Origin of the sequence: Psychrobacter coccoides, from assembly GCF_017498085.1 — a bacterium.
Taxonomy (GTDB): Bacteria; Pseudomonadota; Gammaproteobacteria; order Pseudomonadales; family Moraxellaceae; genus Psychrobacter; species Psychrobacter coccoides.
In genome coordinates this window covers 145,124-167,435 of sequence record NZ_JAGBKM010000002.1, presented here as the reverse complement: position 1 = coordinate 167,435, position 22,312 = coordinate 145,124, and the positions used below count along the sequence as shown (strand labels likewise).

Here is a 22,312-nt window from a genome sequence, read left to right as displayed (position 1 = left end):
ATCAGCATCCTTAAAAAGGCGGCTATTTTAACAGCTTCTGGCTTTTAATGCAATTTACTTAGATTTTTTCTACTTTTTCAACCACGTCAACTAAAGTCCAAGACTTAGTTTTAGAGATTGGACGCGTTTCTTTGATGCGGACAAGGTCACCTTGTTGGCAGACATTGTTTTCATCATGGGCTTTGATTTTGGTAGAACGACGAAGTTGTTTGCCATACAAAGGATGACGAACCAGACGTTCAATCAAAACCGTGATGGACTTGTCCATCTTGTCGCTGACAACTCGTCCTGTCAATACGCTAACCTGTTGGTCTGTTTGATTGTTATCGCTCATGCGTCGCCTCGTTGTTTCTCGTTAATCAAAGTCTGAATCTGGGCAATCGTACGACGATTGCTTCTGACTTCATGAGTATTACCCAACTGACCTGTTGCTTTAGCCATACGAATACGGAAAGCATCTAGTTGCTTTTCATCAAGTAACTGAGTCAGTTCTTCTAATGATTTATCACGTAATTCACTGATCTTCATTACATTATCGTCCGCTTAACAATGGTAGTTTTAAAGGGCAGTTTTGCTGCAGCAAGCGTTAAGGCTTCGCGAGCAAGCTCTTCTGAGACCCCTTCGATTTCATATAGCACTTTACCAGGTTTGATTTCGCATACCCAGTACTCTACAGGACCTTTACCTTTACCCATACGTACTTCTAATGGTTTGTTGGTAATGGGCTTGTCTGGGAAGACACGAATCCAAATCTTACCACCACGCTTAATGCGACGAGTAATGGTACGACGTGCTGCTTCAATTTGACGGGCAGTCATACGACCACGAGTCAAAGATTTTAGACCAATTTGTCCGAATGCAATGGTGCTTCCACGATGAGCTAGCCCAGTGTTACGACCCTTGTGCATTTTACGAAACTTGGTACGTTTTGGCTGTAACATAGTTTAACCTCTGTCTGAGTTTCGACGGTTTCCACGACCACGGCGTTTTGGCGCACGAGGCTTCTCTTCGTTGACGGGGTTGTACACACTGTTCATACCGTCAAGGATTTCTCCACGGAAAATCCAAACTTTAACACCGATGGTGCCGTAAGTTGTTTCTGCACGAATTGACGCATAGTCAATATCAGCGCGGAATGTATGCAATGGCACACGACCTTCACGGTACCATTCAGTACGAGCAATCTCAGCGCCGCCTAAACGACCAGACAACTCAACTTTAATACCTTTAGCACCAGAACGCATGCTATTTTGTACCGCACGCTTCATGGCACGACGGAACATAACACGACGCTCAAGCTGACTGGCGATGCCATCTGCTACCAAGCGGGCATCAAGATCAGGCGAGGTGATTTCTTCGATATTGACCTGAGCAGGTACGCCCATCATTTTGGTCAATTCTTTTTGAAGTCTTTCGATGTCTTCGCCTTTTTTACCGATAACAATACCAGGGCGCGCAGTGGCGATGGTAATCTTAGCAGCGCCAGTAGGACGCTCGATGGTGATGTTGCTAACCATAGCGTTATCTAGCTTTTTGCGTAGATATTCACGAACTTGGATATCGTTAATAAGGTATTCTGAATACTGTTTAGGATCAGCATACCAGTTTGCATTATGCTTTTTGATAACACCAAGACGAATTCCGATTGGATGTACTTTTTGACCCATAACTTATTCTCCTACCTTTATAGTGATGTGACAGGTACGCTTGCTAATACGATCAGCGCGACCTTTTGCACGTGGTAGGATACGCTTTAGCGTAATGCCTTCATCAACATAGATAGTGGCAACTTTTAGGTCATCAATATCTAAGCCGTGGTTATGTTCGGCATTGGCGATGGCTGAGTTAAGGCATTTCTTAACAAATACCGCGCCTTTTTTATTGCTATACGTTAGGATATCCAAAGCACGCTCAATCGATTTGCCACGAACTTCATCAGCAACGAGTCTAACTTTCTGTGCCGAGATGGCGGCACCGCGTAATTTTGCAGTTACTTCCATGGTAAGCACCTTATCTCTTAGCTTTCTTGTCAATGCCATGACCGCGATATGTGCGAGTCGGGGCAAATTCACCTAGTTTATGACCAACCATCTGCTCACTAACGATAACCGGTACATGAGTACGGCCGTTATGGACAGATAAAGTTAGGCCAACCATTTGTGGCAGGATCATCGAGCGGCGCGACCAAGTTTTAATGGGCTTGCGTGAGTTGGTGTCAATAGCATTCTCAACTTTGGCAAACAGATGCGCATCTATGAATGGACCTTTTTTCAATGAACGAGGCATGAAACTCTTCCTTTATTTCTTCTTGGCGCGACGGCGGCGGATGATCATACTGTCAGTACGCTTATTATGACGCGTTTTAAGTCCTTTAGACTTCTGACCCCAAGGGCTGGTTGGATGACGACCCTTAACACGACCTTCACCACCACCATGTGGGTGATCAACAGGGTTCATCGCCACACCACGAACGGATGGGCGGACACCGCGCCAACGAGAAGCACCGGCTTTACCAAGTGATTTCAAGTTATTTTCGTTGTTTGATACTTCACCAATGACTGCACGGCAGTTGACGTGTACACGGCGTGTCTCGCCTGAACGCAGACGAAGAATCGCATAAATACCGTCACGGCCTAGTAGCTGTACACCAGCACCCGCTGAACGAGCCATCTGTGCGCCTTTACCGATTTTAAGCTCGATATTATGGATCACAGTACCCAATGGGATGTTTTTTAGCGGCAAACAGTTACCTGGGCGGATTGGAGAGCCTTCACCTGACTGTACAGTATCGCCTGCAGCTAGCTTCTTTGGAGCGATGATATAGCGACGCTCACCATCAGCATACTTAAGAAGAGCAATGTGTGCCGTACGGTTAGGATCGTATTCGATACGCTCTACAGTCGCCGGAATATTGTCTTTGGTACGTTTGAAGTCAATGACACGATAATGGTGCTTATGACCACCGCCAATATGACGAGTAGTGATGCGACCATTGTTGTTACGACCACCTGACTTGCCTTTTGATTCAACAAGCGGTGCATAAGGACGACCTTTGTAAAGGTGTGGATGCACCACTTTTTCAACAAAACGACGGCCTGGTGATGTTGGCTTTGCTTTTACGATAGGCATGATTTTAATCCTTATTCGTTGTTCGCTGTTTCACTAGTAGAATCAGTAGTGTTCACTACTTCTTCACCAGCATCAGCCATTTGTACATCTTGACCAGCTTTTAAGGTGACATAGGCTTTTTTATAGTCATTGCGACGACCTACAGTACGACCAAAACGCTTTGTCTTACCTTTAACATTTAAGGTGTTCACTTTAGTGACTTCAACACCTTCAAACATTAACTCAACTGCCTTTTTGATTTCACGCTTAGTGGCTTCAGTATCAACTTTGAATACTTGCACACCAAGTGAGTCACCTAGCATTTGAGATTTTTCTGAGAATACAGGCCCTCTTAAGACCTGATAAAGTCTTGCGTTATTCATGCTAGTGCTTCCTCAAATTGTTTCGCAGCTTCAACTGTCATGACCACTTTATCAAAGGCGATCAAGCTCACTGGATCCACTTCAGATGTACCTAGTACATTGACGTGTGGAATGTTGCGGGCTGCTAAGTATAAGTTTTCGTCGACTTCTTTGGTGACGATTAATGCACGTGGTGCATTCAAATCACTTAACTTTGCGATCAGCTCTTTGGTCTTAGGTGCAGAAACACTCAATTCTTCTACCAATACCAGACGCTCTTGACGCACTAGTTCGGCTAGGATGCACTGCATAGCACCGCGATACATTTTGCGGTTAACTTTTTGTGACCAGTCTTGTGGTTTTGCAGCAAATGCACGACCACCTGAACGCCAGATTGGGCTACGAATAGAGCCTGCACGAGCGCGACCAGTACCTTTTTGGCGCCATGGCTTGATGCCACCGCCAGAAACTTCGGCACGGGTTTTTTGAGCACGTGTGCCTTGGCGAGCACCAGCAAGATATGCGGTGACGACTTGATGCACTAATGCTTCGTTGAATTCACGGCCAAAAGCCGTATCAGATAGCTCAACCGCCGCACCTGTAACTGTTTTTAAATCCACGTTAATCCCCTTGCTTAGGCTTTGATTGACGGACGTACGATAACATCGCCACCGGTGGCACCTGGGATAGCGCCTTTGATGACAAGTAACCCCTTTTCGGCATCAACCGAGACCACTTCTAGGCCTTGAACGGTTACACGCTTATTACCCATCTGACCTGGCATCTTCTTACCTTTAAATACCTTTCCTGGCGACTGGTTTTGACCAGTTGAACCAAGAACACGGTGAGATACTGAGTTACCATGAGTAGCATCTTGCATGCTAAAGTTGTGACGTTTTACACCGCCTTGAAAGCCTTTACCTTTACTCTGTCCTGTGACATCAACCATCTGACCTTTTTCAAACAGGTCAGCTAGGATCTCACCACCAATCTCATAACCTTCAAGGTCAGAATCATTGGCACGAAATTCCCAAACACCACGGCCTGCTTTTACGCCAGCTTTGGCGAAATGACCTTTTTGTGCAGCAGTAACACGGTTGTCACGACGTGTACCTGTAGTGACTTGGATAGCTTGATAGCCATCTGTATCAGTGTTTTTTACTTGAGTAATGCGGTTTGCATCGACCTCAACCACTGTAACAGGGATAGATGCGCCTGTTTCAGTGAAGATACGGGTCATGCCGCATTTTTTACCGACTAAACCGATCGCCATTTTTAACCTCTTTATATCTTCTATTAATGGGTTGGGTGTTTAAAGTGCATTAACCCAAAGCAATTTGAACGTCAACACCCGCCGCTAGATCTAACTTCATCAGCGCATCCACAGTTTTGTCAGTAGGTTGTACGATATCAACCATGCGCTTGTGAGTACGGATTTCGTACTGATCACGAGCGTCTTTATTGACGTGTGGCGAGGTTAGAACGTTGAAGCGCTCAATGCGAGTCGGCAACGGTACAGGACCACAAATTTGCGCACCAGTGCGCTTTGCAGTATCGACAATCTCTTGGGCCGACTGATCGATCAGACGATGATCAAAAGATTTGAGTCGGATACGGATTCTCTGGTTAGCCATGCCAGCAAGCTCCTAATATGTGCTTTCGTCATTCTTGCTGTGCAAGTTGATGACCAAAAGCCGTTTGGTTTAAGATTTACTTCAAGCGGCTTAATATTCTTGTGATAGAACGAGCAGCGTGCTAAAAGCAAAATAATTTAAAGCCCCGCCAACCCTCCCATGTTATGGATGTCAGCAAAGGCATAATGAAATAGTGCTAGAAACGATGCTCTAGCTGTAACAGCGGCTGCATATTTTGGCAGACGCTCATAATTCAGTGGTGTATATTATACAGACAATACATTTGATTGCAACAGCAATATTTAGAACATTTATCGATAATAATTCTCTACAAACCACCTTTATAGGCCCCTGACTCAACAGAAAAATCAAGCTTTATAGACATCATCATGAGGACATATTAACCTTTCAATGCACCCTAGGGCTTGTCCTCATTTTAAAAATGGAGATAAAAATGAGATAAACTGCCGTCAAACAAGGAAAATAGCGCAGATAATATCGGGATATTACCTAGCTATTTAACGCTGTTTGGCAAGATTTAGCCATTTTTAGCCCATTTAGGTATCCTTCGATTGAATTAAGGACACGCCCTAGTCTAAGACAATATCATATTGCTCTTGGGTATATAAGTTTTCTACTTCGAAGGTAATCACCCGTCCCAATAGATATTCTAAATCTGCTACTGTATCTGCCTCTGATGTCAAAAGCAGGTCGATAACAGAGGCGTGGGCGACGACGGTAAATTTTTTAGGTGAGTTGTAAGTGCGAGCGCAGCGCATGATTTCTCGAAAAATCTCAAAGCATACTGTTTCGGCAGTTTTGACAAAACCTCTGCCTTGACAGGTCGAGCAAGGCTCACATAGCTGCTGTCCTAGCGATTCACGGGTACGCTTACGGGTCATCTCCACCAGTCCAAGCTCACTAACTTGGGTGATTTTGGTCTTAGCATAGTCTTGTGACAGCTGCTCATGTAAGCTGCTCAACACATCATCTTTGTGTTCTTGCTCCAACATATCAATGAAGTCTAATATGATAATACCGCCTAAGTTACGCAGGCGCAGCTGACGGGCGATTGCATGAGTGGCTTCTAGGTTGGTTTTATAGACCGTATCTTCTAAGGACCTGCCACCGACAAAAGAGCCGGTATTGACATCAATAGTCGTCATCGCTTCAGTTTGGTCGATAATCAGATAGCCACCAGACTTGAGATCGACACGGCGCTTGAGGGCGTCACGCAGATCATCTTCTACTCGATGCACATCAAACAGGGGTGGCTCTGCTCTATAATGCACAATACGATCATACACAAAAGGTACAAACTCTTTGGCAAAGTAACGCACTTGCTCATAAACCTGATGGTTATCAATAATAATTTTTTCGGTGTCAGGATGTACTAAGTCGCGTATGGAGCGCAGTGGTAGAGACAGCTCTTGATAGATAAGTTCTGAGCTTTGATGATGGGTGATTTCCTGACGACGAGCGCAGATGGTACGCCACAGCTGCACCAAGTAATAAATATCTTCTTCTAACTTGGCTACTGGTACTTTTTCAGCGGCGGTACGAGCAATCAATCCACCCTGTAGATTAACGGCCTGCATAATACTTGATAGCTCTGTTTTTAGACGGGTGCGCTCTTCTTCATTATCGATACGTTGGGAGATACCTATATGCTCGCTGGAGGGCAAGTAAACCAAATAACGTGACGGCAGTGAGATATTGGTCGTTAAGCGTGCGCCTTTACTCCCTAATTGATCTTTAGTGACTTGCACTAAGATGCGTTGGCCTTCGTGCAGTCGATGTTGAATCAAAGTCTTGCTTGCCACAACAACCTCTACCGCTTGAGTACTGGCCACAGGAAGGGTTTCAGCTAAATGCGCCACCGGTGGCTTTGTATTGCCCTTATTAGAGGCTGTCACTGTGACCAGACTGTCATCAGCTTTGGTTTTGTGCTGTGTGATTGCCTTCGGCAGACGCTGCATGTCATTGACGTGTAAAAAAGCGGTTCTAGATTGTCCGATATCCACAAACGCCGCTTGCATACCAGGCAACACACGGACTACTGTGCCCATATATATATTGCCTACTAGGCCTAGCTTGTGATGACGCTCAATGTAAATCTCGCTAAGCACACCATTATCCAAGAGTGCCACACGGGACTCCATCGGACTGACATTCATCAGCAGCTCTTCAGACATAGTGCTCTTCTCTTATCTTTTTTTATAAATGAATAATAATAAACCAATCAACACAGTTGATGAGTGTGTATAGTTGACCAATAGTGTAACAAATACTCTTCTACCCTGCCCAACGTCCTGCCGTATTATTATATGTCTTAATACTGACCACTAACTGCCCTCAACATTTGCTCTAGACTGTGCCGCATCAATCAACGCTAAGGTCTGGGCTAAAGGAAGGCCAACCACATTGGTATAGCTGCCGTTGATATGCGTCACCCAGGCGGCTGCTAAGCCTTGAATGCCATAACCGCCTGCTTTGTCTTTAGGCTCACCACTGTGCCAATAGCGCTCCATCATGGCCTGTGATAAAGGTATAAAAGTCACTTCTGTACGCTCAGTAATTTGTCTTTGCCATAACACTTGCAGCGGCTCACTATTGGCATCTATACCAGTGTCTGTCGTGCCATCATCTGACAGAGACACTGATACCAAAGTGGCTTGTACTGCTGTCCACACCTGATGGGTATCGTCAGACATTTGCTGCCACATAGTAGAAGCGTGTTGAAAGTCCTTGGGCTTGACGAGCACGGTTTTACCATCTGGTAACACACCTATGGTATCTGCTGTGAGGATAATGGTGGGTTTGGCAATAGCGACTTGGGGAGTGGCGTTATCTTTTTGAGAGGTTTTAAGTTCTGTATTTAACTGCGCAATAGCCGCGGCTGCTTTTGTTGCAACCATACGTTCGATATAGTCTTTTGGCGACTCATCTTGATAGGGTGCTTCATCGATATTAACACTCATAATGGTAAAGTCTACTTTTGCTTTGGTCAATAATTCATGTCGGCGCGGTGAGCCTGATGCCAATATGATATCCATCATTGCTTTCCTATTATGTTTCATTGGATTAGGGTGTATTGAACGTTCGATCGTGACGCTGACAGAGACGATAATTTAACGAGTAAATTTGCGTAGTACCAGTAGGACTAGTGGCCAGCTGATGATGCTCATCAATAAAGACAGACCTGACTGGGCAACGAACTGGCTTTGGGTAATGAGCTGTAATATCCATAGCGTCAACTGAAAGACCAACAGCGCCAAAGACGCTAATAGCCAAGCGCTAGTGGTATTAAGCTGTTTAACATAGATACTGCTCAGCTTGATGGTCATGGCTACCACCACTGCCGCAAAAGCTTGTTGACCAAGACGAGTGTCGAGTAATAAATCAGCGATAATACCTATCATAAAGGCAGTAAAGATACCGACATGCTGTGGCTGAAACAACAACCAAAAAATCAGCACCATCGTCATAACCATGGGACGTAGTGCTGCCATACCAGGACTCAGAGGGTAAACGCTCAATGAGGAAGCAACGACGAAACTAAACAGGATAGTGATTAATAGTATGCCGGTTGCATGTTCAGAATTGGGGTTTATCATCAGTCTTACCTGAGCGATTATTGGGCAACCTTTACTTTACTGGTCAGTAGAGTAAGCTGCCGCTGATAAGGTTTCCGTACCCATCTTATTGGGTGAACCGAGTATTGGCCCGTCTATATTGCCGTCCGTACCATTGGGGTTTAAGGATATAAACTCAGACGGTGTTGTTTGATTGCTTGTCAACTTGTCTTGTAGAATCAACACATACGCATTATCTATAAAATTTGCAGCTGGCGTAACATCGATACTTCTAAAGTTATCGGCTTGCGTATCTTTGATATGAGCGACACGCCCCACCCGATAACCCGCTGGAATACGCCCGCCAAGGCCTGATGAGATCAGCTCATCCCCTACCCGTACATCTGAGGTTTTGAATACATAATTGAGACGTAAAGAGGTCGGTATCCCCTCTCCTGTAACGATGCCACGTTGGCCCGTACGCTTGATTGTCACGGCCACCGACTGCTGCTCATCGGTAATCAATAATAAACGACTGGTATTGGGATAAACATTGATAATCTGCCCTAAGATACCGTCCTCATCAATCACCGTTTGCCCAACTTGCACACCATCTTGCGCACCTTTGTTAAGTACAACAATCTGCTTTAGTAAGTTGGTATCCGTGCCAATAACTTGAGCCAAGTTCAAATCAAACAACTCAGGCTTAGTCGTCGATAGGATACCTTGCAGACGCGCATTTTGTGCCAAGATATAGTCTTGCTGCTGCAGCTTTGCTTGTGCGTGCAGCAACTGCGATTTGAGTTGTACGTTCTCTCGACGTAAGGCTTCTTTTGATTGGGCACTGCCTTGTGCCCAGTGTGCGGCATAACTTGGTAATAAAGAAAACTGATAAATCGGCTGCATGGCAGCATGGCTGGTATTGCGTACAGGGTTGAACCACTCTGGGTTTTTGCTATCAAACCACATCATTATCAGTGCCACTATCAAAGCAATAGCAGTCCTGCGAAGTGCGAGCGGTTGGCGGGCAAAAATACTTGGGGTCATAGCGTGTCTAATAAGATGGGTACCCAGCACTGGGATTGAAGATAGGGTTATAGATAAAGAAATCAAGCGGTAGTAGGCGACATATAAAGGCAGTCTACAGACCGCCTTTACTGGGGTACATTGAACACAACGCTCTCTAGAGTCAAAACCACATAAAATCGATACATTATTCGCCGTGCTGTATCGTTTTTAAAGTAAATCTACTACAGCCACCTCAAGCTCAATACACGAAAACTTATACAAAAATCATATTTAAGCTTTTGTTATTAATAAAATCAAGCGCCATACCACCACCACGGCTGACACACGTCAAGGGATCTTCTGCGACCGTCACTGGCAAGCCTGTCTCCTTTGAGATCAGTTTATCTAAGTCACGTAATAGTGCACCACCGCCCGTCAGTACAATACCACGCTCAGCGATATCTGATGACAGCTCAGGTGGTGTCTGCTCAAGCGCAGCTTTAACCGCACTGACAATACCACTTAGAGGATCACTCAATGCTTTTTGGATCTCTTCAGAGTTGACGGTAAAAGTCTTAGGCACGCCTTCAGCCATACTGCGGCCACGCACTTCTACTTCTAGCTGGTCTTCATGATTCAGTGCCGACCCCACTTCTTGTTTGATGCGCTCAGCCGTGGTTTCACCGATGACACAGCCGTGAGTACGGCGTACATGAGTGATAATGGCGTCATCAAACATATCACCGCCGATACGAATCGACTCAGCGTAGACACAGCCTGACAATGCAATAACTGCAATCTCAGTGGTCCCACCACCAATATCCACCACCATTGAACCACTGGCTTCATGGACAGGCATACCCGCACCGATAGCCGCAGCCATCGGCTCTTCTAGTAACATGACCTTATTTGCCCCTGCAGAGGAGACTGCCTCACGAATGGCTTTGCGCTCAACTAGAGTAGACTTACAAGGCACGCACACAACGACATTTGGCTGCGCCATAAAGCGTCTGGCCTTTACTTTAGTAATAAAATGCTTGAGCATTTTTTGTGTCACTTCAAAATCTGCAATCACACCATCTTTTAATGGTCGAATAGCAGTAATGTTGGCAGGCGTCCGACCAAGCATTTGCTTGGCATCAATACCGACCGCCGCAACTGTAGGGTTCTGTGTGCGATTGCTACGGAGCGCCACGACTGTAGGCTCGTCGAGCACCACGCCCCTATTAGGAATAAAGATTAGGGTATTGGCTGTGCCAAGGTCGATAGCGATGTTATTTGATAAAAATCCAAACGGGTTCATTAATATATCCAGCGTCTTACAAGTGAGGCGAATGAGGATGACTGAGAGTGGTACTCGTCGGCGTTGATTGGGTCCACCTGTCGCGCTCACGTTAACAAAAGCGTAACCGTGCGACAAGTTAGAACGAAGCAATAATAACTATATATACAAATTGAGCTAAATTATACCGATTTAGCTCAAAAAAAACACAGATATTTACGTTGACCAGTCAGAATCTTGTATTTAAATGCTAGAATTTGTTACAGATATCGTCGCAAGGTTATGAAAGCATCTAGAACAAGAAAACCCTGACTCTGTAAACTTAGCACAGATGCCTTATAATAAGGCAAACAAATGCTTTATAATTAGTTATCAAGCGCTTTCGTCATTCAGCTCAAGAGCTAATCGCTAAAAAAACGACAATGATATAGCCATATTAGAGGGTATTAATTATTTTACTTGGGACCCTACGCAGTAGATCTCTTGCAAACGTACCACTTCATTGACCTTTAATGGCAGACTGATACAGGTTAGTGATGCCTGATGCAAGCAGTCTATTATGATTTAAGTTTATAAGCGATGTATGAGTAACTGTACTCGCTTACATCATCAAACCTGTCCTTTATTGGAGAAATTATGTCACAGCAACCCACAACGTCCGACAGCAATGTCAGCCGTGAAGAAATTCTAGATGTTGCCAATCTTGCCCGCTTAGGTGTCGATGAGGAGACCGCCAGCAGCTATGCTAATGATATCAGCAAGGTATTAACCTTAATGGATACTTTAGCTGCCGTAGATACTGCCGATCTCACGCCTTTGGCAAATATCCATGAGGCTTGCCAAGAGTTGCGCGCTGATGTGGCGAAGCACGATATCAATCGTCAGCGCAACCAAGCCATGGCGCCTGCTGTCGAGCAGGGCTTGTACTTAGTACCACAGGTAATTGAATAACCTCATTAAAGAGACATTAAAGCCTAAGGTATAGACTCACATACTTTATTTACGTAATTAACACTTTGACGGACGACACCTTATGTCTGAGATTCATCATTTAAGTATTCAGCAACTGATTACTGGCTTACAAAACAAGCAGTTTAGTAGTCTTGAGCTGACTGAGCATTTTATTAAACGTATTGATGCTCTCGATAGCAAGATTAATAGCTTTATTACTCATACTTCTGAAACGGCACTGGCTCAAGCACAAGCAGCAGACGAGATGCGTGCTCAAGGTGATAAAAGGCCCCTACTTGGTGTGCCAATGGCGCACAAAGATATTTTTTGTACTCAAGGGGTTCTCACCACTTGTGGCTCTAAGATGCTACATAATTTTGTCTCACCTTATAATGCCACCATCGTTAATGGCATTGATAAAGCAGGTATGATAAGCCTAGGTAAGCTCAATATGGATGAGTTTGCGATGGGCTCTGACAACAGCAGCTCTTATTATGGGACGGTACAAAACCCATGGAGCCTTGATCGTGTCCCTGGTGGCTCTTCAGGTGGTAGTGCTGCAGCAGTCGCAGCAGGCTTTGTGCCTGTAACGACCGGAAGTGATACAGGCGGCTCCATTCGTCAGCCGGCTTCGTTCTGTGGCTTAACTGGCATCAAACCCACCTATGGCCGTGTGTCACGCTTTGGTATGATCGCCTATGCCTCAAGTCTCGACCAAGCTGGTAGTATGGGACGTAGCGCTAAAGATTGTGCGTATCTGTTACAGCCTATGGTCGGTCATGACCCTCGTGACGCCACCTCTATCAAGCATGATATCCCTGATTACGTACAAGACATCCATGATGCCGAAGCAGCAGCTGGCGACCAACCTCTGGCGGGCTTGCGTATCGGTGTGGCAAAAGAATACTTTAGTAATGGTCTAAACGCTGAAGTCGAACAAGCCGTACGCTCGGCGCTGCAACAGTACGAGGCACTTGGGGCAACGATTGTAGAAGTAAATATTACTGACCCTGAAATCACCCTAGCGACTTACTATATGTTAGCACCGGCTGAAGCATCTTCTAACCTGTCTCGCTTTGATGGCGTACGCTTTGGTTACCGCTGTGAGAACCCAACCGATCTAATCGATCTCTACACACGCTCACGCTCTGAAGGTTTTGGCCCCGAGGTGCAGCGCCGTATATTGATGGGAACCTATGCCTTATCTGCCGGCTACTTTGATGCTTACTATACCAAAGCACAAAAAATTCGCCGTTTGATTATCAAAGATTTTGATGATGCCTTTACCAACTGTGATGTCATCGCCAGCCCCACTGCTCCAACAGCTGCTTATAAGCTGAGTGAAGATTTAGACCCTGCCTCTATGTATCTGGGCGACGTTTATACCATCGGGGTCAATCTTGCAGGTCTACCAGCCATCAGCCAGCCTGTTGGCCTAAATAGTGAGGGTCTGCCCATAGGTTTACAGCTGATAGGACAGCACTGGCAAGAGAGCAAATTGCTCACTACCGCACATCTGTTTCAGCAGCATACTGATCACCACCTACAACACTCTGCTATTGCACAGGAGACGGTATAATGAATGCAGTCACTAATAATAACGCCGTCCGTACGGATCTGCTCGTCGATGGCTATGAAGTCGTCATTGGCATTGAGATTCATTGCCAACTCAATACAGAAAGCAAGATATTTTCAGATGCGCCGACGGACTTCGGTCACGAGCCAAACAGTCAAGCCAGCATTGTTGACTTGGGGTTACCGGGTGTATTACCTGTCCTGAACACTGGCGTGGTGGATCGTGCGTTGAAATTCGGTATTGGTGTCAACGCCGAATTGGGGTTATTTAACACCTTTGACCGTAAAAACTATTTTTATCCCGATTTGCCCAAAGGTTATCAAATCACCCAAATGGCAAACCCTATCGTTGGTAAGGGTTATATTGATGTGATGGTCAATGAAGGTGAAAAAAACGAATATCCCAAACGCATGGGGGTCACTCGTGCGCATCTAGAAGAGGATGCGGGCAAGTCAGTGCATGACGCTGTCGATGGTATGACGGGTGTGGACCTTAACCGTGCTGGCACGCCACTCATTGAAATCGTCTCTGAGCCTGATATGCGCTCAGCTCAAGAAGCACTTGCTTATATCAAAGCCATTCATCAATTGGTCACGTGGCTTGGTATTTCAGATGCAGTGATGGCAGAAGGCTCGTTTCGCTGTGACTGTAACGTCTCGGTACGCAAACCTGGTGATGAGCTTGGTACCCGTACTGAGCTAAAAAACCTGAACTCATTTCGCTTTATTGAGCGTGCAATCAATCGTGAAATCGAACGTCAAATCGACATTATAGAAGATGGTGGTACCATCATACAAGCGACGATGCTCTATGATCCAGAGCGTGACGAAACCCGCGCCATGCGTACCAAAGAAGATGCTAACGACTACCGCTACTTCCCAGATCCTGATCTGCTTCCTGTACGTATCGAACAGCATACCGTCGATGCGATTAAAGCCGCCATGCCTGAACTGCCAGTCGCCCGCCGTGCACGCTTTGAAGAGGCGCTTGGGCTTTCAGAGTATGATGCTCGTATCTTGACAGGTAGCCGTGCGCTTGCCGATTATTTCGAAGATGTCGTGACAGAGATTGGGCAGCAAGAAGCGAAGATGGCGGCCAACTGGGTAATGGGTGATCTGCTCGGCGCCCTCAATAAAGACGATGCCGATATCACCGACTCCCCTATCAGTGCCAAACAATTGGCCGGTATGCTCAAACGTATCAAAGATGATACTTTATCAGGCAAGCTTGCCAAAAAAGTCTTTAGCGCTTTGTATGCACGTGAAGGTGGCAATGATGATGACGCTGCTGATAAAATCATTGAAGAAAAAGGCCTTAAGCAAGAAACGGATACAGGTGCGATTAAAGCGATGGTCGAGGACGTCATCGCTAACAATCAGACTATGGTCGAAGAGTATAAAGGCGGTAAACAAAAAGCCTTCAATGGTTTGGTCGGGCAAGTAATGAAAGCCAGCCGTGGTAGCGCCAATCCTCAGCAGGTCAATAAGATACTAAAAGAGCTATTGGACTAACCTACATAGTAACTGCTGACTTTTCTGGACAAAATTTGCTTATTTATTCTTGCCGATAATTATCCCTTGCAATATATAAGAATTTGGGTAGAATAGTCAGTCACTCGGGGCGTAGCGCAGTCTGGTAGCGCACTACACTGGGGGTGTAGGGGTCGCAGGTTCGAATCCTGCCGTTCCGACCAAACAGCATATTAGGGCAGACCGTCATAGACCGTCTGCCCTTTATTTTGGGCGTTTTTTGGGTTTCAATATTATTAAGAATCCCATCAACTCTTATACAAGAAAAAACAGCAATAAAGCGTTTTATTTAGGATTAGTAATTACAAATTCTACAAACATACCTCCATAACTACCGCTCATCTAAAGTTTCTAGATTCAAAAATAGCTTGTTTGCTAAAATAATGTTCAGAAATTTATTTATGTATCTTTAGTAAAGTTGTTATAAATAATTGGAGGTTAAAATGGATGGCGAGTTAAAAGGTAGTGATTTGGCTATTCTAATGCTAAAACGTGGAAACAAAAAAATATGGTGCGCCGTTAGTGACGACAGTGATGAGGAGGCCATGACCGATCATGATGGCAATGACTTCACTGCTTACATCGTAGCATTTGAGGATGGGTATTTTTATTGTACTGCTGGTATGCAGTGGCTGTACGCAGTCCCCATCAGAATACATGAGATCGTTCATCAAGAAGCCATGTGCTAATAGACTCTGGCTAGAAACTAAAACTGACAAACACCTGGGGTTACTTACCTCTGTCAACATCTGTGTCGTCGATTCAAGCCATCTAATGCCCAGCTATTAGCCACATAGCTGTCAATCATTTTGGTATATTGGCTATATCGTGGCTTTGGTCAGCTGGCTCAATGCTTCATTGATTTTGAAGATTTTTGCTTTAATATTGGTAAATCCAAAAGATTCTAGTCTTTGAGTGTGTTTTGCTAAATACCTATTGGCATCATCTAAATTATCAAATACGTAAATACCGCCAGCCTCTTGCGTCGCTTCATTTTCTGTCCATATTTTTGAGATAAGACCTTTTTCGGTTGCAATGTCTTCAGCAAGCCCTTTCATTTCAATAAAGAACTTATCGCCAAATGGACCGTTATAAGGAAAGTCAACTTGTAACAGGTATTTCATGTTTTACTCCAATAATTTTTTATTATTATATTAAATAATATATTGTATATAAACTTTGTCAACCAGTAGCACGTTATTTTATAAAACACTTATCTATAAGCGGGCTAAAAATGCTCAGCTGATGTTGTATATCAAGACTGCATATAGACTTTTATGAATCAAGCAGTTAGGGTGTTTATCTATATGGTTATAACGGTTGCAACTATGACAGAACCAGTGGCTCATCCTACCTCTACTATTACCCAACCCGCTGTTACTAGCTGTGCGCCTTGGAAGCGTTATCAGCGCCCCTATGTGCGCGATCTGGCCTACGTGTTAGCATGCCCGAATGTCTTAACCAAATGGCTAAATCTTGTACCCCACCAAGTCACGCAAACCGTAATGGTACACCCTCGCAGTTTTTGGTATAGCCAGTACGAGGCTTATAGCGCTCGTTTGGAGGAGCTGGATACCACATCAGCTTATCAAAAGCTCACTCGCTATTTACTTGCTCGTCCCAGCCCCAGTCGCTTAGGCTTTCATTTTGAGGGATTGTTGTCTTTTTGGTTAGAAGATGGTTTTGCCCATGACCTGCATCCTTATGAAATCTTAGCAAGCAATGTTCAGCTGTATCAAGGTAAGCAAACCACAGGTGAGCTAGATTTGATTTTGTACAATCACCAACACCAACTGACTGAGCATTGGGAGTTGGCGATTAAGTTTTTTATGGGCTCGTATCCTTTTGATCCCGTGAATTGGGTAGGAATAAATGCCAATGATAATTTGGCACGCAAAATGACACATATGCAGACCAAGCAGTTTCGTGTACTTTGGGTAGATACGCCAAATCATGGTCAAGTCAAAATAGACAAGCGTTATGCCATTATAAAAGGCCGGTTCTTTTTGCCGCTGCATTATCAGGATTTTATCTATCCTGACTGGCTTGCACCACATTTTCCGCTACATGAGTGGTGCGATAAGCAAGATATTGCCGGACTGGCAAGCTTGGATAAGAGCGATCTACGGCGAGCGCATTATATTGAATGGTTTACTAAACGTGACTTTTATGATGGCAAACAAAAATATGAGGCCGGTGTGGATTGGGAGACGTCCGTACCAGCCACAGGACTGTACTTTGAGAACGATAGACCCATCGTTATTTATTTTAAACAGAGAAAATAAGCGTAATATGAAGCCTGCTTAGCATTGAAACCCTAGCGCTTCTAACAAATAAAATCGATATATTTTTGCTATCAGCTTGATAGCGGTTCAATTATATAAGCTTTAAGCCTATCATTTAAATGCGCTAATACGTCTCTATCACTTGCAGCAGCTCATACCTAAGCAGGTCTGCACTTGGCATACGCTCGGCATGAAACCGTACAATGGGGATGCCAGCACTGGCAAGGGCTTTGTCTTTTTTATCATCAGCCTTTTGGCGTGTTTTACTGCTGTGTGTCCAGTCGTCAAGCTCGATAGCCATCAAAGTCGTCTGTGCATCATTATCCACGATGACATAATCGACACTTTGCCGACAAATACGATTGAACCAAAAACTTCGCTCCGATGCTTCTTCACTATTGCTATGAATAATGCGTGAAAGCTGTACTTGCACAAAGATATGATATTCAGGCAGTGCTTGGTTTAGTTTATGAAAAAATATCACCTCAGTGTCTGTCATAATGGGCATCGGCGCAAACGGCCATATGGCCAACTCATCACCGCGCACTGGCGTGGGTTCAGGCTCAACCTTGTTATCAAACCTTGCCAATAACTTTGGTAGTGCAATCACGCCTAAAAAGCCGACTGCCAACACTAAAAAAACAACGCCAAACGACATAGCCTAACCTTATATGATATTTGGATTGAGAGGTTGTTGGGTACCAATACTCTCAATCACAGCCGTGACTACCATTGATGGTAAGCACGTGATAAAAAAGAAAAATAAAGGGGTAATAAAAGGACCTCATACTATCCAAGCGCATGATTTTCTACAACTCAAAACCACAAAACACGACATCAAGTGCCGTGTTTTGTGGTTCTTACGTTTTATGATATTTGAGTCGTCGCCTCTATTAACGCCAGTATAGCACCCAAGCACCAGTGGTATCGACTTTAGGGTCAGTATTTATCTTATCCTTGAGAGCTAATGCAGCAACTTTGCCACGCTCAGGGCCGACGATGACACGTACGCCTCGACTGGTAGCACTGGTTTTAACTTGATAACCTGCGGCTTTGAATTTTTTCGCTACCTCATCAGCAGAGGCTTGATTGCCTGCTAAAGCCACTTGCACCCCAAAGTCGCCCTTAGCATCGGTTTGTTTGACTTCTTGGCGAGCCTCACGTAGCTTTCTTTGGGCCTCACGTTTGGCTTCAGCTGTTTTTTTGGCCAGCTCTGCTTCTTTTTTGCGCTTTTCTTCAGCCGCAGCAGCTTCACGCTCTAAGCGCTGCACTTGCTTACGTGAAGGAATAGTGAGCGTTTGACCCAACTGTAACGAGGCAGATGGTGACAAATCATTGGCTTGTGCTAACGCTTCAACTGGAACGTTGTACTGACGTGCCAATCTTAATAGACCATCACCACGCTTGACGTCGTAGTCGATCGGTGCTGTCGGTGGAGCACTTTTAGCAGCTTCAGCCGCTGCTTTTTCTTGCGCTTGCTTTTTCTTCTCAGCAGCTGCTTGTGCTTCAGCTTGTTTCTTAGCTTCTGCCTCGGCCTGTTTTTTGGCTTCTTGTTCTTTAGCGGCTGCTATTCTCTGAGCTTCTGCTACCTTTTTGGCTTCTGCTACCTTTTTGGCTTCTGCTACCTTTTTGGCTTCTGCTTGTTTCTTTGCGGCAGACTGTGCAGCCGCTTCTCTTGCCTCTTTTTCAGCTTGCGCTGTACTACTACTGCTATCTGCAACTTGATCGACAGTTGCTTCAGTATCTGTATTATCCGTGCGTGATTGTACTGTTGGCGTTGCAATATCATTCTGTGCGGCTTCTGGGCTATCTTCGTCGCCACCTGTAGCGGTCATATTGGCCCGATATTGCTGATTTTCTGCCCGAGCTTTGGCCAAAGCTTGGGCTTCAGCTGCTTCTTGTTCTGCCAAAAACGCCTGTGCTCGCTTTTCTTGCTCTGCAACACGGGCAGCACGCTCTTTTTGCTTTTGAGCCAAAATACGTTTTTCGGTATCAATATCCGTGGTCAGTGGGGTTGTCACTGTTTGCTCATTGTTTGACTCGTTAACGATAGCTGGTGCTTGAGCTGGCGCATCGTTTGAACCAATTTGCTGCACCATAGCGTATAGCATCACGCTACCACCTATAATCATCCCGATGCCCAATAAGGCTTGTCTCGAAAAGTTCATCCGTTTACGTCTCTTAGTTGGTAAAAAGGTTGATTGCTAGGCTTGACGGTCGTCTGCCCACCATAAATCAGATAGCAAAATTCATCTTGAATATATGAAAGTGCTTTGATTATAAAACATATTTTTTGTGCTGTCTGCTACTGCATACTTTTTTCAATTGATGTGAAAATGTTATTTAGTAGCCATCAATCTGAGCAAGCCCTACAACACTCTTAATGCTGCGAGCGCCTCACCTATTGTATGAAAGGAACCACACACGACAATTAGGTCTTGGCTTGAGCTGTGTTCGGTAACCGCATGAGTTGCTTGCGCTATATCTTGATAAACGTGTATAGAAGCCTCTGTAACCTGTTTGGCCAAGGTACTTTGTAACTGCTCGATACTTGCTGCCCGTGGATGATCAATCTCTGCAATATACCAATCTGTAATCGGCAAGCCAGCAGTAACCAAACGCTGAACCACTGTTGCCATGTCTTTGTCACCCAGCATCGAGAACAGCATCTTAATCGTTGTAGAAGATGATTTGGTAGCTGTCTGAGACAGCTGAGCATCAACATGAGTCTGCCATAAAGGCAATAATTGAGCCAATAAGAAGTCTACCCCTTGCTCATTATGAGCGACATCAAACAACCAATGACGCTCGGCTACCTCTCGATAATCAAATCGACCTGCTAGCTTGACAGCTCGCAACGCCTGCTCTATAGCACTGGTAGTGATGTTCAGTGGACTGGCCAACACTGCCGATAGTGCATTCGTGGTATTCATGAGTGACAGCACTGGCCGTGGTAGGTTTAAGGTAACGGCTGCATTACTATACTGCCAATTTTGTGAGTCTTGGATACGATAACTAAAGTCTTGTCCGACTTGATAGCACTTCACTCGGTGGTGCTCAATAGCTTGTTGTACGCTATTTGGCATGTCAGCTGCGCCATAGATTAAGGTGATATCATCACGCAATATGCCAGCTTTTTCACTCCCAATCTGCTCGATAGTGTCACCTAGCCAATCCACATGATCGATACCAATATTGGTAATGACTGCCATATCAGGATCTATAATATTGACCACATCCAGACGGCCGCCCAGACCCACTTCTAGTACCCAGACATCACAGTCTGCTTCAGCAAATATCAATAACGCAGCCAACGTGGTCATCTCAAAAAATGACAAGGTCAACTCACACTCTATCCGTGCTTCTTCTACCTTATTAAATGCAGCAATCAAGATCTGATCACTCACCATTTCGCCATTGATACGTACCCGCTCATTAAACACACTAAGATGTGGCGATTGATAAAGTGCTGTTTTGTACCCAGCAGCTTGACACATCTCACTGATAACAGCAGTCGTTGAGCCTTTACCATTTGTCCCTGCTACGCTAAACACATAGGCGTCGTCTTTAGCTGACTGTACCACCCCCAACGCCTTGGCAACTGGCAACACTCTAGAAAGTCCCATGTCTATGGCAGACACATGTATTTGCTGCATATAATCCAGCCATTCAGTCAAGCTTGATTGAGAGCTAGGGGTACTTAGGGTCATATTTGAAGCATCAGACATGGACAAAACCTGTAATAAATAAATAAAAAATGAAGACAGTATATATCTACCCAGCTAAAAAGCAAAAATAGCATTTACCGTAAAATACGATAAATGCTATTGGGTGTCTTACTTAATTTTGATTAATAATGTATGCGTAAACTAAGCATCAACATTTGCTTGATGGCATAGCTTAGCGAGTAGACGATAGGTGGTATCGACCAGCTGATGACGGTGTACGACCTCATCAACCACCCCATGCTCTAATAAAAACTCAGCCCGTTGAAATGGCTCTTGTAGCGTTTCACGTACTGTCTGCTCGATCACACGTTTACCCGCAAAACCAATCATTGCTTTAGGCTCAGCCAGATGGATATCACCAAGCATAGCCAGTGATGCAGTCACGCCACCATACACAGGATTGGTCAAGATCACAATATACGGTACGCCAGCTATTCTTAGACGTTCAACTGCTGCTGCAGTGCGTGCCATCTGCATCAATGACAACAAACCTTCTTGCATACGCGCCCCGCCAGAGGCCGCAAAGCAGACTAAGGGCGTCTTGTCTTCAAGCGCTTTTTCGGCGGCTTGTACAAAACGGTCACCGACCACTGAGCCCATAGAGCCGCCCATAAAGCGAAAGTCAAAGGCGCAAGCGACCACATCGAGGTTACGCAGCTTGCCATACATAACAACTAAGGCTTCACTTTCACCCGTCTTGTCCTTGGCTTCTGTCATGCGCTGTGGATATGGTTTACTATCCACAAACTTGAGCGGGTCCTTTGCGCTAAACTCTTGGCCCAGCTCTCCATCTACTTGATCCAAAAACCATTGCAAACGCTCACGAGCAGACATGGGCATGTGATGCTCACAAAGCGGACAGACATAACAGTTAAAAATAAGTGCTGTATTGGTAATCATTGAATGACAGCTGGTGCACTCAGTTGATGGCTCGGTCTCTACTGCCGTCAGCGGCGCTGTCAGTTGCTGCTTGATGCCTGGTACTGGACGCTCAAACCATGAGTGACGGGCCTTATCAGCTAAGCTCTCTTTTAGAACACATGAGATACCAGTGGTTTGTTCATCAGTTTGGTTTTCAGATTTATTTATCGTATCAGTCATATTAGTCGCCATTTTCGAAGGCTTATCGGCAAGTTTGCTCACACACTTGTCCCTAAGCGTTTCATTGTTATTTACACTATGAGTTCACACACAATCATAACATGAGCTCTTATAAAGCTCGCACAGCCGGCAGCCATTGAAACTATAAATAAGAATCCAATTCCAATGTAATA

The 22,312-nt window shown here is 45.0% G+C and carries 26 protein-coding genes and 1 tRNA gene; 6 read left to right on the top strand and 21 right to left on the bottom strand.

The genetic code is table 11. The features are described 5' to 3' along the window. Positions 1-58: 58 nt before the first annotated feature. The 16 genes from rpsQ to J3492_RS02155 form a co-directional block, all read right to left on the bottom strand. The gene (gene rpsQ / locus J3492_RS02230) at positions 59-334 is read right to left on the bottom strand and encodes a 30S ribosomal protein S17 (RefSeq protein WP_207989316.1); all 276 of its coding nucleotides are present in this window, start codon (positions 332-334) and stop codon (positions 59-61) included. After that, positions 331-528: a 50S ribosomal protein L29 gene (gene rpmC / locus J3492_RS02225; protein ID WP_207989314.1), complete on the bottom strand. Its 198-nt coding sequence runs from the start codon at positions 526-528 to the stop codon at positions 331-333. Before rpmC ends, rpsQ begins: the two co-directional genes overlap by 4 nt. After that, on the bottom strand, positions 528-941 hold the full coding sequence (gene rplP, locus J3492_RS02220; protein WP_207989311.1) for a 50S ribosomal protein L16: 414 nt from the start codon (positions 939-941) through the stop codon (positions 528-530). The genes rpmC and rplP overlap by 1 nt, the downstream gene beginning before the upstream one ends. Positions 942-944: 3 nt before the next feature. Continuing rightward, positions 945-1,667 (bottom strand): 30S ribosomal protein S3, encoded by a 723-nt coding sequence (gene rpsC, locus J3492_RS02215; protein ID WP_207989308.1) that lies wholly within the window; start codon positions 1,665-1,667, stop codon positions 945-947. Between the two features lie 3 nt (positions 1,668-1,670). Beyond that, complete coding sequence (gene rplV / locus J3492_RS02210; protein ID WP_021813373.1) at positions 1,671-2,000, bottom strand: 50S ribosomal protein L22; 330 nt, start codon at positions 1,998-2,000, stop codon at positions 1,671-1,673. 10 nt (positions 2,001-2,010) lie between these two features. Beyond that, positions 2,011-2,286, bottom strand: a complete 276-nt coding sequence (rpsS, locus tag J3492_RS02205) for a 30S ribosomal protein S19 (protein ID WP_058368265.1) — start codon at positions 2,284-2,286, stop codon at positions 2,011-2,013. 12 nt (positions 2,287-2,298) lie between these two features. Further along, complete coding sequence (gene rplB / locus J3492_RS02200) at positions 2,299-3,129, bottom strand: 50S ribosomal protein L2 (protein WP_207989306.1); 831 nt, start codon at positions 3,127-3,129, stop codon at positions 2,299-2,301. A gap of 11 nt (positions 3,130-3,140) precedes the next feature. Further along, positions 3,141-3,491, bottom strand: a complete 351-nt coding sequence (gene rplW, locus J3492_RS02195; RefSeq protein ID WP_207989304.1) for a 50S ribosomal protein L23 — start codon at positions 3,489-3,491, stop codon at positions 3,141-3,143. Continuing rightward, positions 3,488-4,090 (bottom strand): 50S ribosomal protein L4, encoded by a 603-nt coding sequence (rplD, locus tag J3492_RS02190; RefSeq protein ID WP_207989302.1) that lies wholly within the window; start codon positions 4,088-4,090, stop codon positions 3,488-3,490. Before rplD ends, rplW begins: the two co-directional genes overlap by 4 nt. Positions 4,091-4,104: 14 nt before the next feature. Then, the gene (gene rplC, locus J3492_RS02185) at positions 4,105-4,743 is read right to left on the bottom strand and encodes a 50S ribosomal protein L3 (protein ID WP_207989300.1); all 639 of its coding nucleotides are present in this window, start codon (positions 4,741-4,743) and stop codon (positions 4,105-4,107) included. A gap of 49 nt (positions 4,744-4,792) precedes the next feature. Beyond that, positions 4,793-5,104, bottom strand: coding sequence for a 30S ribosomal protein S10 (rpsJ, locus tag J3492_RS02180; protein ID WP_169393475.1), 312 nt, complete (start codon positions 5,102-5,104; stop codon positions 4,793-4,795). A gap of 590 nt (positions 5,105-5,694) precedes the next feature. Then, complete coding sequence (locus J3492_RS02175; protein WP_207989297.1) at positions 5,695-7,299, bottom strand: Rne/Rng family ribonuclease; 1,605 nt, start codon at positions 7,297-7,299, stop codon at positions 5,695-5,697. 150 nt (positions 7,300-7,449) lie between these two features. Continuing rightward, positions 7,450-8,160 (bottom strand): Maf family protein, encoded by a 711-nt coding sequence (locus J3492_RS02170; protein ID WP_207989492.1) that lies wholly within the window; start codon positions 8,158-8,160, stop codon positions 7,450-7,452. Positions 8,161-8,235: 75 nt separating this feature from the next. Beyond that, positions 8,236-8,721, bottom strand: a complete 486-nt coding sequence (mreD, locus tag J3492_RS02165) for a rod shape-determining protein MreD (RefSeq protein WP_207989295.1) — start codon at positions 8,719-8,721, stop codon at positions 8,236-8,238. Positions 8,722-8,757: 36 nt separating this feature from the next. Continuing rightward, positions 8,758-9,726, bottom strand: coding sequence for a rod shape-determining protein MreC (gene mreC, locus J3492_RS02160; RefSeq protein ID WP_243453053.1), 969 nt, complete (start codon positions 9,724-9,726; stop codon positions 8,758-8,760). A gap of 235 nt (positions 9,727-9,961) precedes the next feature. Continuing rightward, positions 9,962-10,990 carry a rod shape-determining protein gene (locus J3492_RS02155; protein ID WP_207989490.1) on the bottom strand — a complete coding sequence of 343 codons (1,029 nt, stop codon included), beginning with the start codon at positions 10,988-10,990 and terminating at the stop codon, positions 9,962-9,964. A gap of 615 nt (positions 10,991-11,605) precedes the next feature. Between J3492_RS02155 and gatC the strand changes: the two genes are divergently transcribed. The 5 genes from gatC to J3492_RS02130 all read left to right on the top strand — a co-directional run bounded on the left by gatC (position 11,606) and on the right by J3492_RS02130 (position 15,714). Further along, on the top strand, positions 11,606-11,920 hold the full coding sequence (gene gatC, locus J3492_RS02150; RefSeq protein ID WP_207989293.1) for an Asp-tRNA(Asn)/Glu-tRNA(Gln) amidotransferase subunit GatC: 315 nt from the start codon (positions 11,606-11,608) through the stop codon (positions 11,918-11,920). Between the two features lie 82 nt (positions 11,921-12,002). After that, on the top strand, positions 12,003-13,499 hold the full coding sequence (gene gatA, locus J3492_RS02145) for an Asp-tRNA(Asn)/Glu-tRNA(Gln) amidotransferase subunit GatA (RefSeq protein ID WP_207989291.1): 1,497 nt from the start codon (positions 12,003-12,005) through the stop codon (positions 13,497-13,499). After that, on the top strand, positions 13,499-15,007 hold the full coding sequence (gene gatB, locus J3492_RS02140) for an Asp-tRNA(Asn)/Glu-tRNA(Gln) amidotransferase subunit GatB (RefSeq protein WP_207989289.1): 1,509 nt from the start codon (positions 13,499-13,501) through the stop codon (positions 15,005-15,007). The genes gatA and gatB overlap by 1 nt, the downstream gene beginning before the upstream one ends. A 105-nt stretch (positions 15,008-15,112) precedes the next feature. Beyond that, positions 15,113-15,189: transfer RNA gene (locus J3492_RS02135), tRNA-Pro, on the top strand. A gap of 279 nt (positions 15,190-15,468) precedes the next feature. Beyond that, the gene (locus tag J3492_RS02130) at positions 15,469-15,714 is read left to right on the top strand and encodes a hypothetical protein (protein WP_207989287.1); all 246 of its coding nucleotides are present in this window, start codon (positions 15,469-15,471) and stop codon (positions 15,712-15,714) included. Positions 15,715-15,846: 132 nt separating this feature from the next. Here J3492_RS02130 and J3492_RS02125 read toward each other — a convergent pair whose 3' ends face one another. Further along, positions 15,847-16,149 carry a monooxygenase gene (locus J3492_RS02125; protein WP_207989285.1) on the bottom strand — a complete coding sequence of 101 codons (303 nt, stop codon included), beginning with the start codon at positions 16,147-16,149 and terminating at the stop codon, positions 15,847-15,849. Positions 16,150-16,353: 204 nt separating this feature from the next. On the opposite strand from J3492_RS02125, the gene J3492_RS02120 reads away from it, so the two are divergent. Further along, positions 16,354-17,310, top strand: a complete 957-nt coding sequence (locus J3492_RS02120) for a DUF1853 family protein (protein WP_207989283.1) — start codon at positions 16,354-16,356, stop codon at positions 17,308-17,310. Between the two features lie 124 nt (positions 17,311-17,434). Here J3492_RS02120 and J3492_RS02115 read toward each other — a convergent pair whose 3' ends face one another. The 4 genes from J3492_RS02115 to accD form a co-directional block, all read right to left on the bottom strand. Next, positions 17,435-17,968, bottom strand: a complete 534-nt coding sequence (locus tag J3492_RS02115; RefSeq protein WP_207989281.1) for a DUF2726 domain-containing protein — start codon at positions 17,966-17,968, stop codon at positions 17,435-17,437. Between the two features lie 235 nt (positions 17,969-18,203). Continuing rightward, positions 18,204-19,478 (bottom strand): SPOR and LysM peptidoglycan-binding domain-containing protein, encoded by a 1,275-nt coding sequence (locus J3492_RS02110; RefSeq protein ID WP_207989279.1) that lies wholly within the window; start codon positions 19,476-19,478, stop codon positions 18,204-18,206. Between the two features lie 201 nt (positions 19,479-19,679). Continuing rightward, complete coding sequence (locus J3492_RS02105) at positions 19,680-21,038, bottom strand: bifunctional folylpolyglutamate synthase/dihydrofolate synthase (RefSeq protein ID WP_243453052.1); 1,359 nt, start codon at positions 21,036-21,038, stop codon at positions 19,680-19,682. A 141-nt stretch (positions 21,039-21,179) separates the two neighbouring features. Next, the gene (gene accD, locus J3492_RS02100) at positions 21,180-22,139 is read right to left on the bottom strand and encodes an acetyl-CoA carboxylase, carboxyltransferase subunit beta (RefSeq protein ID WP_424108371.1); all 960 of its coding nucleotides are present in this window, start codon (positions 22,137-22,139) and stop codon (positions 21,180-21,182) included. Positions 22,140-22,312: the final 173 nt, after the last annotated feature.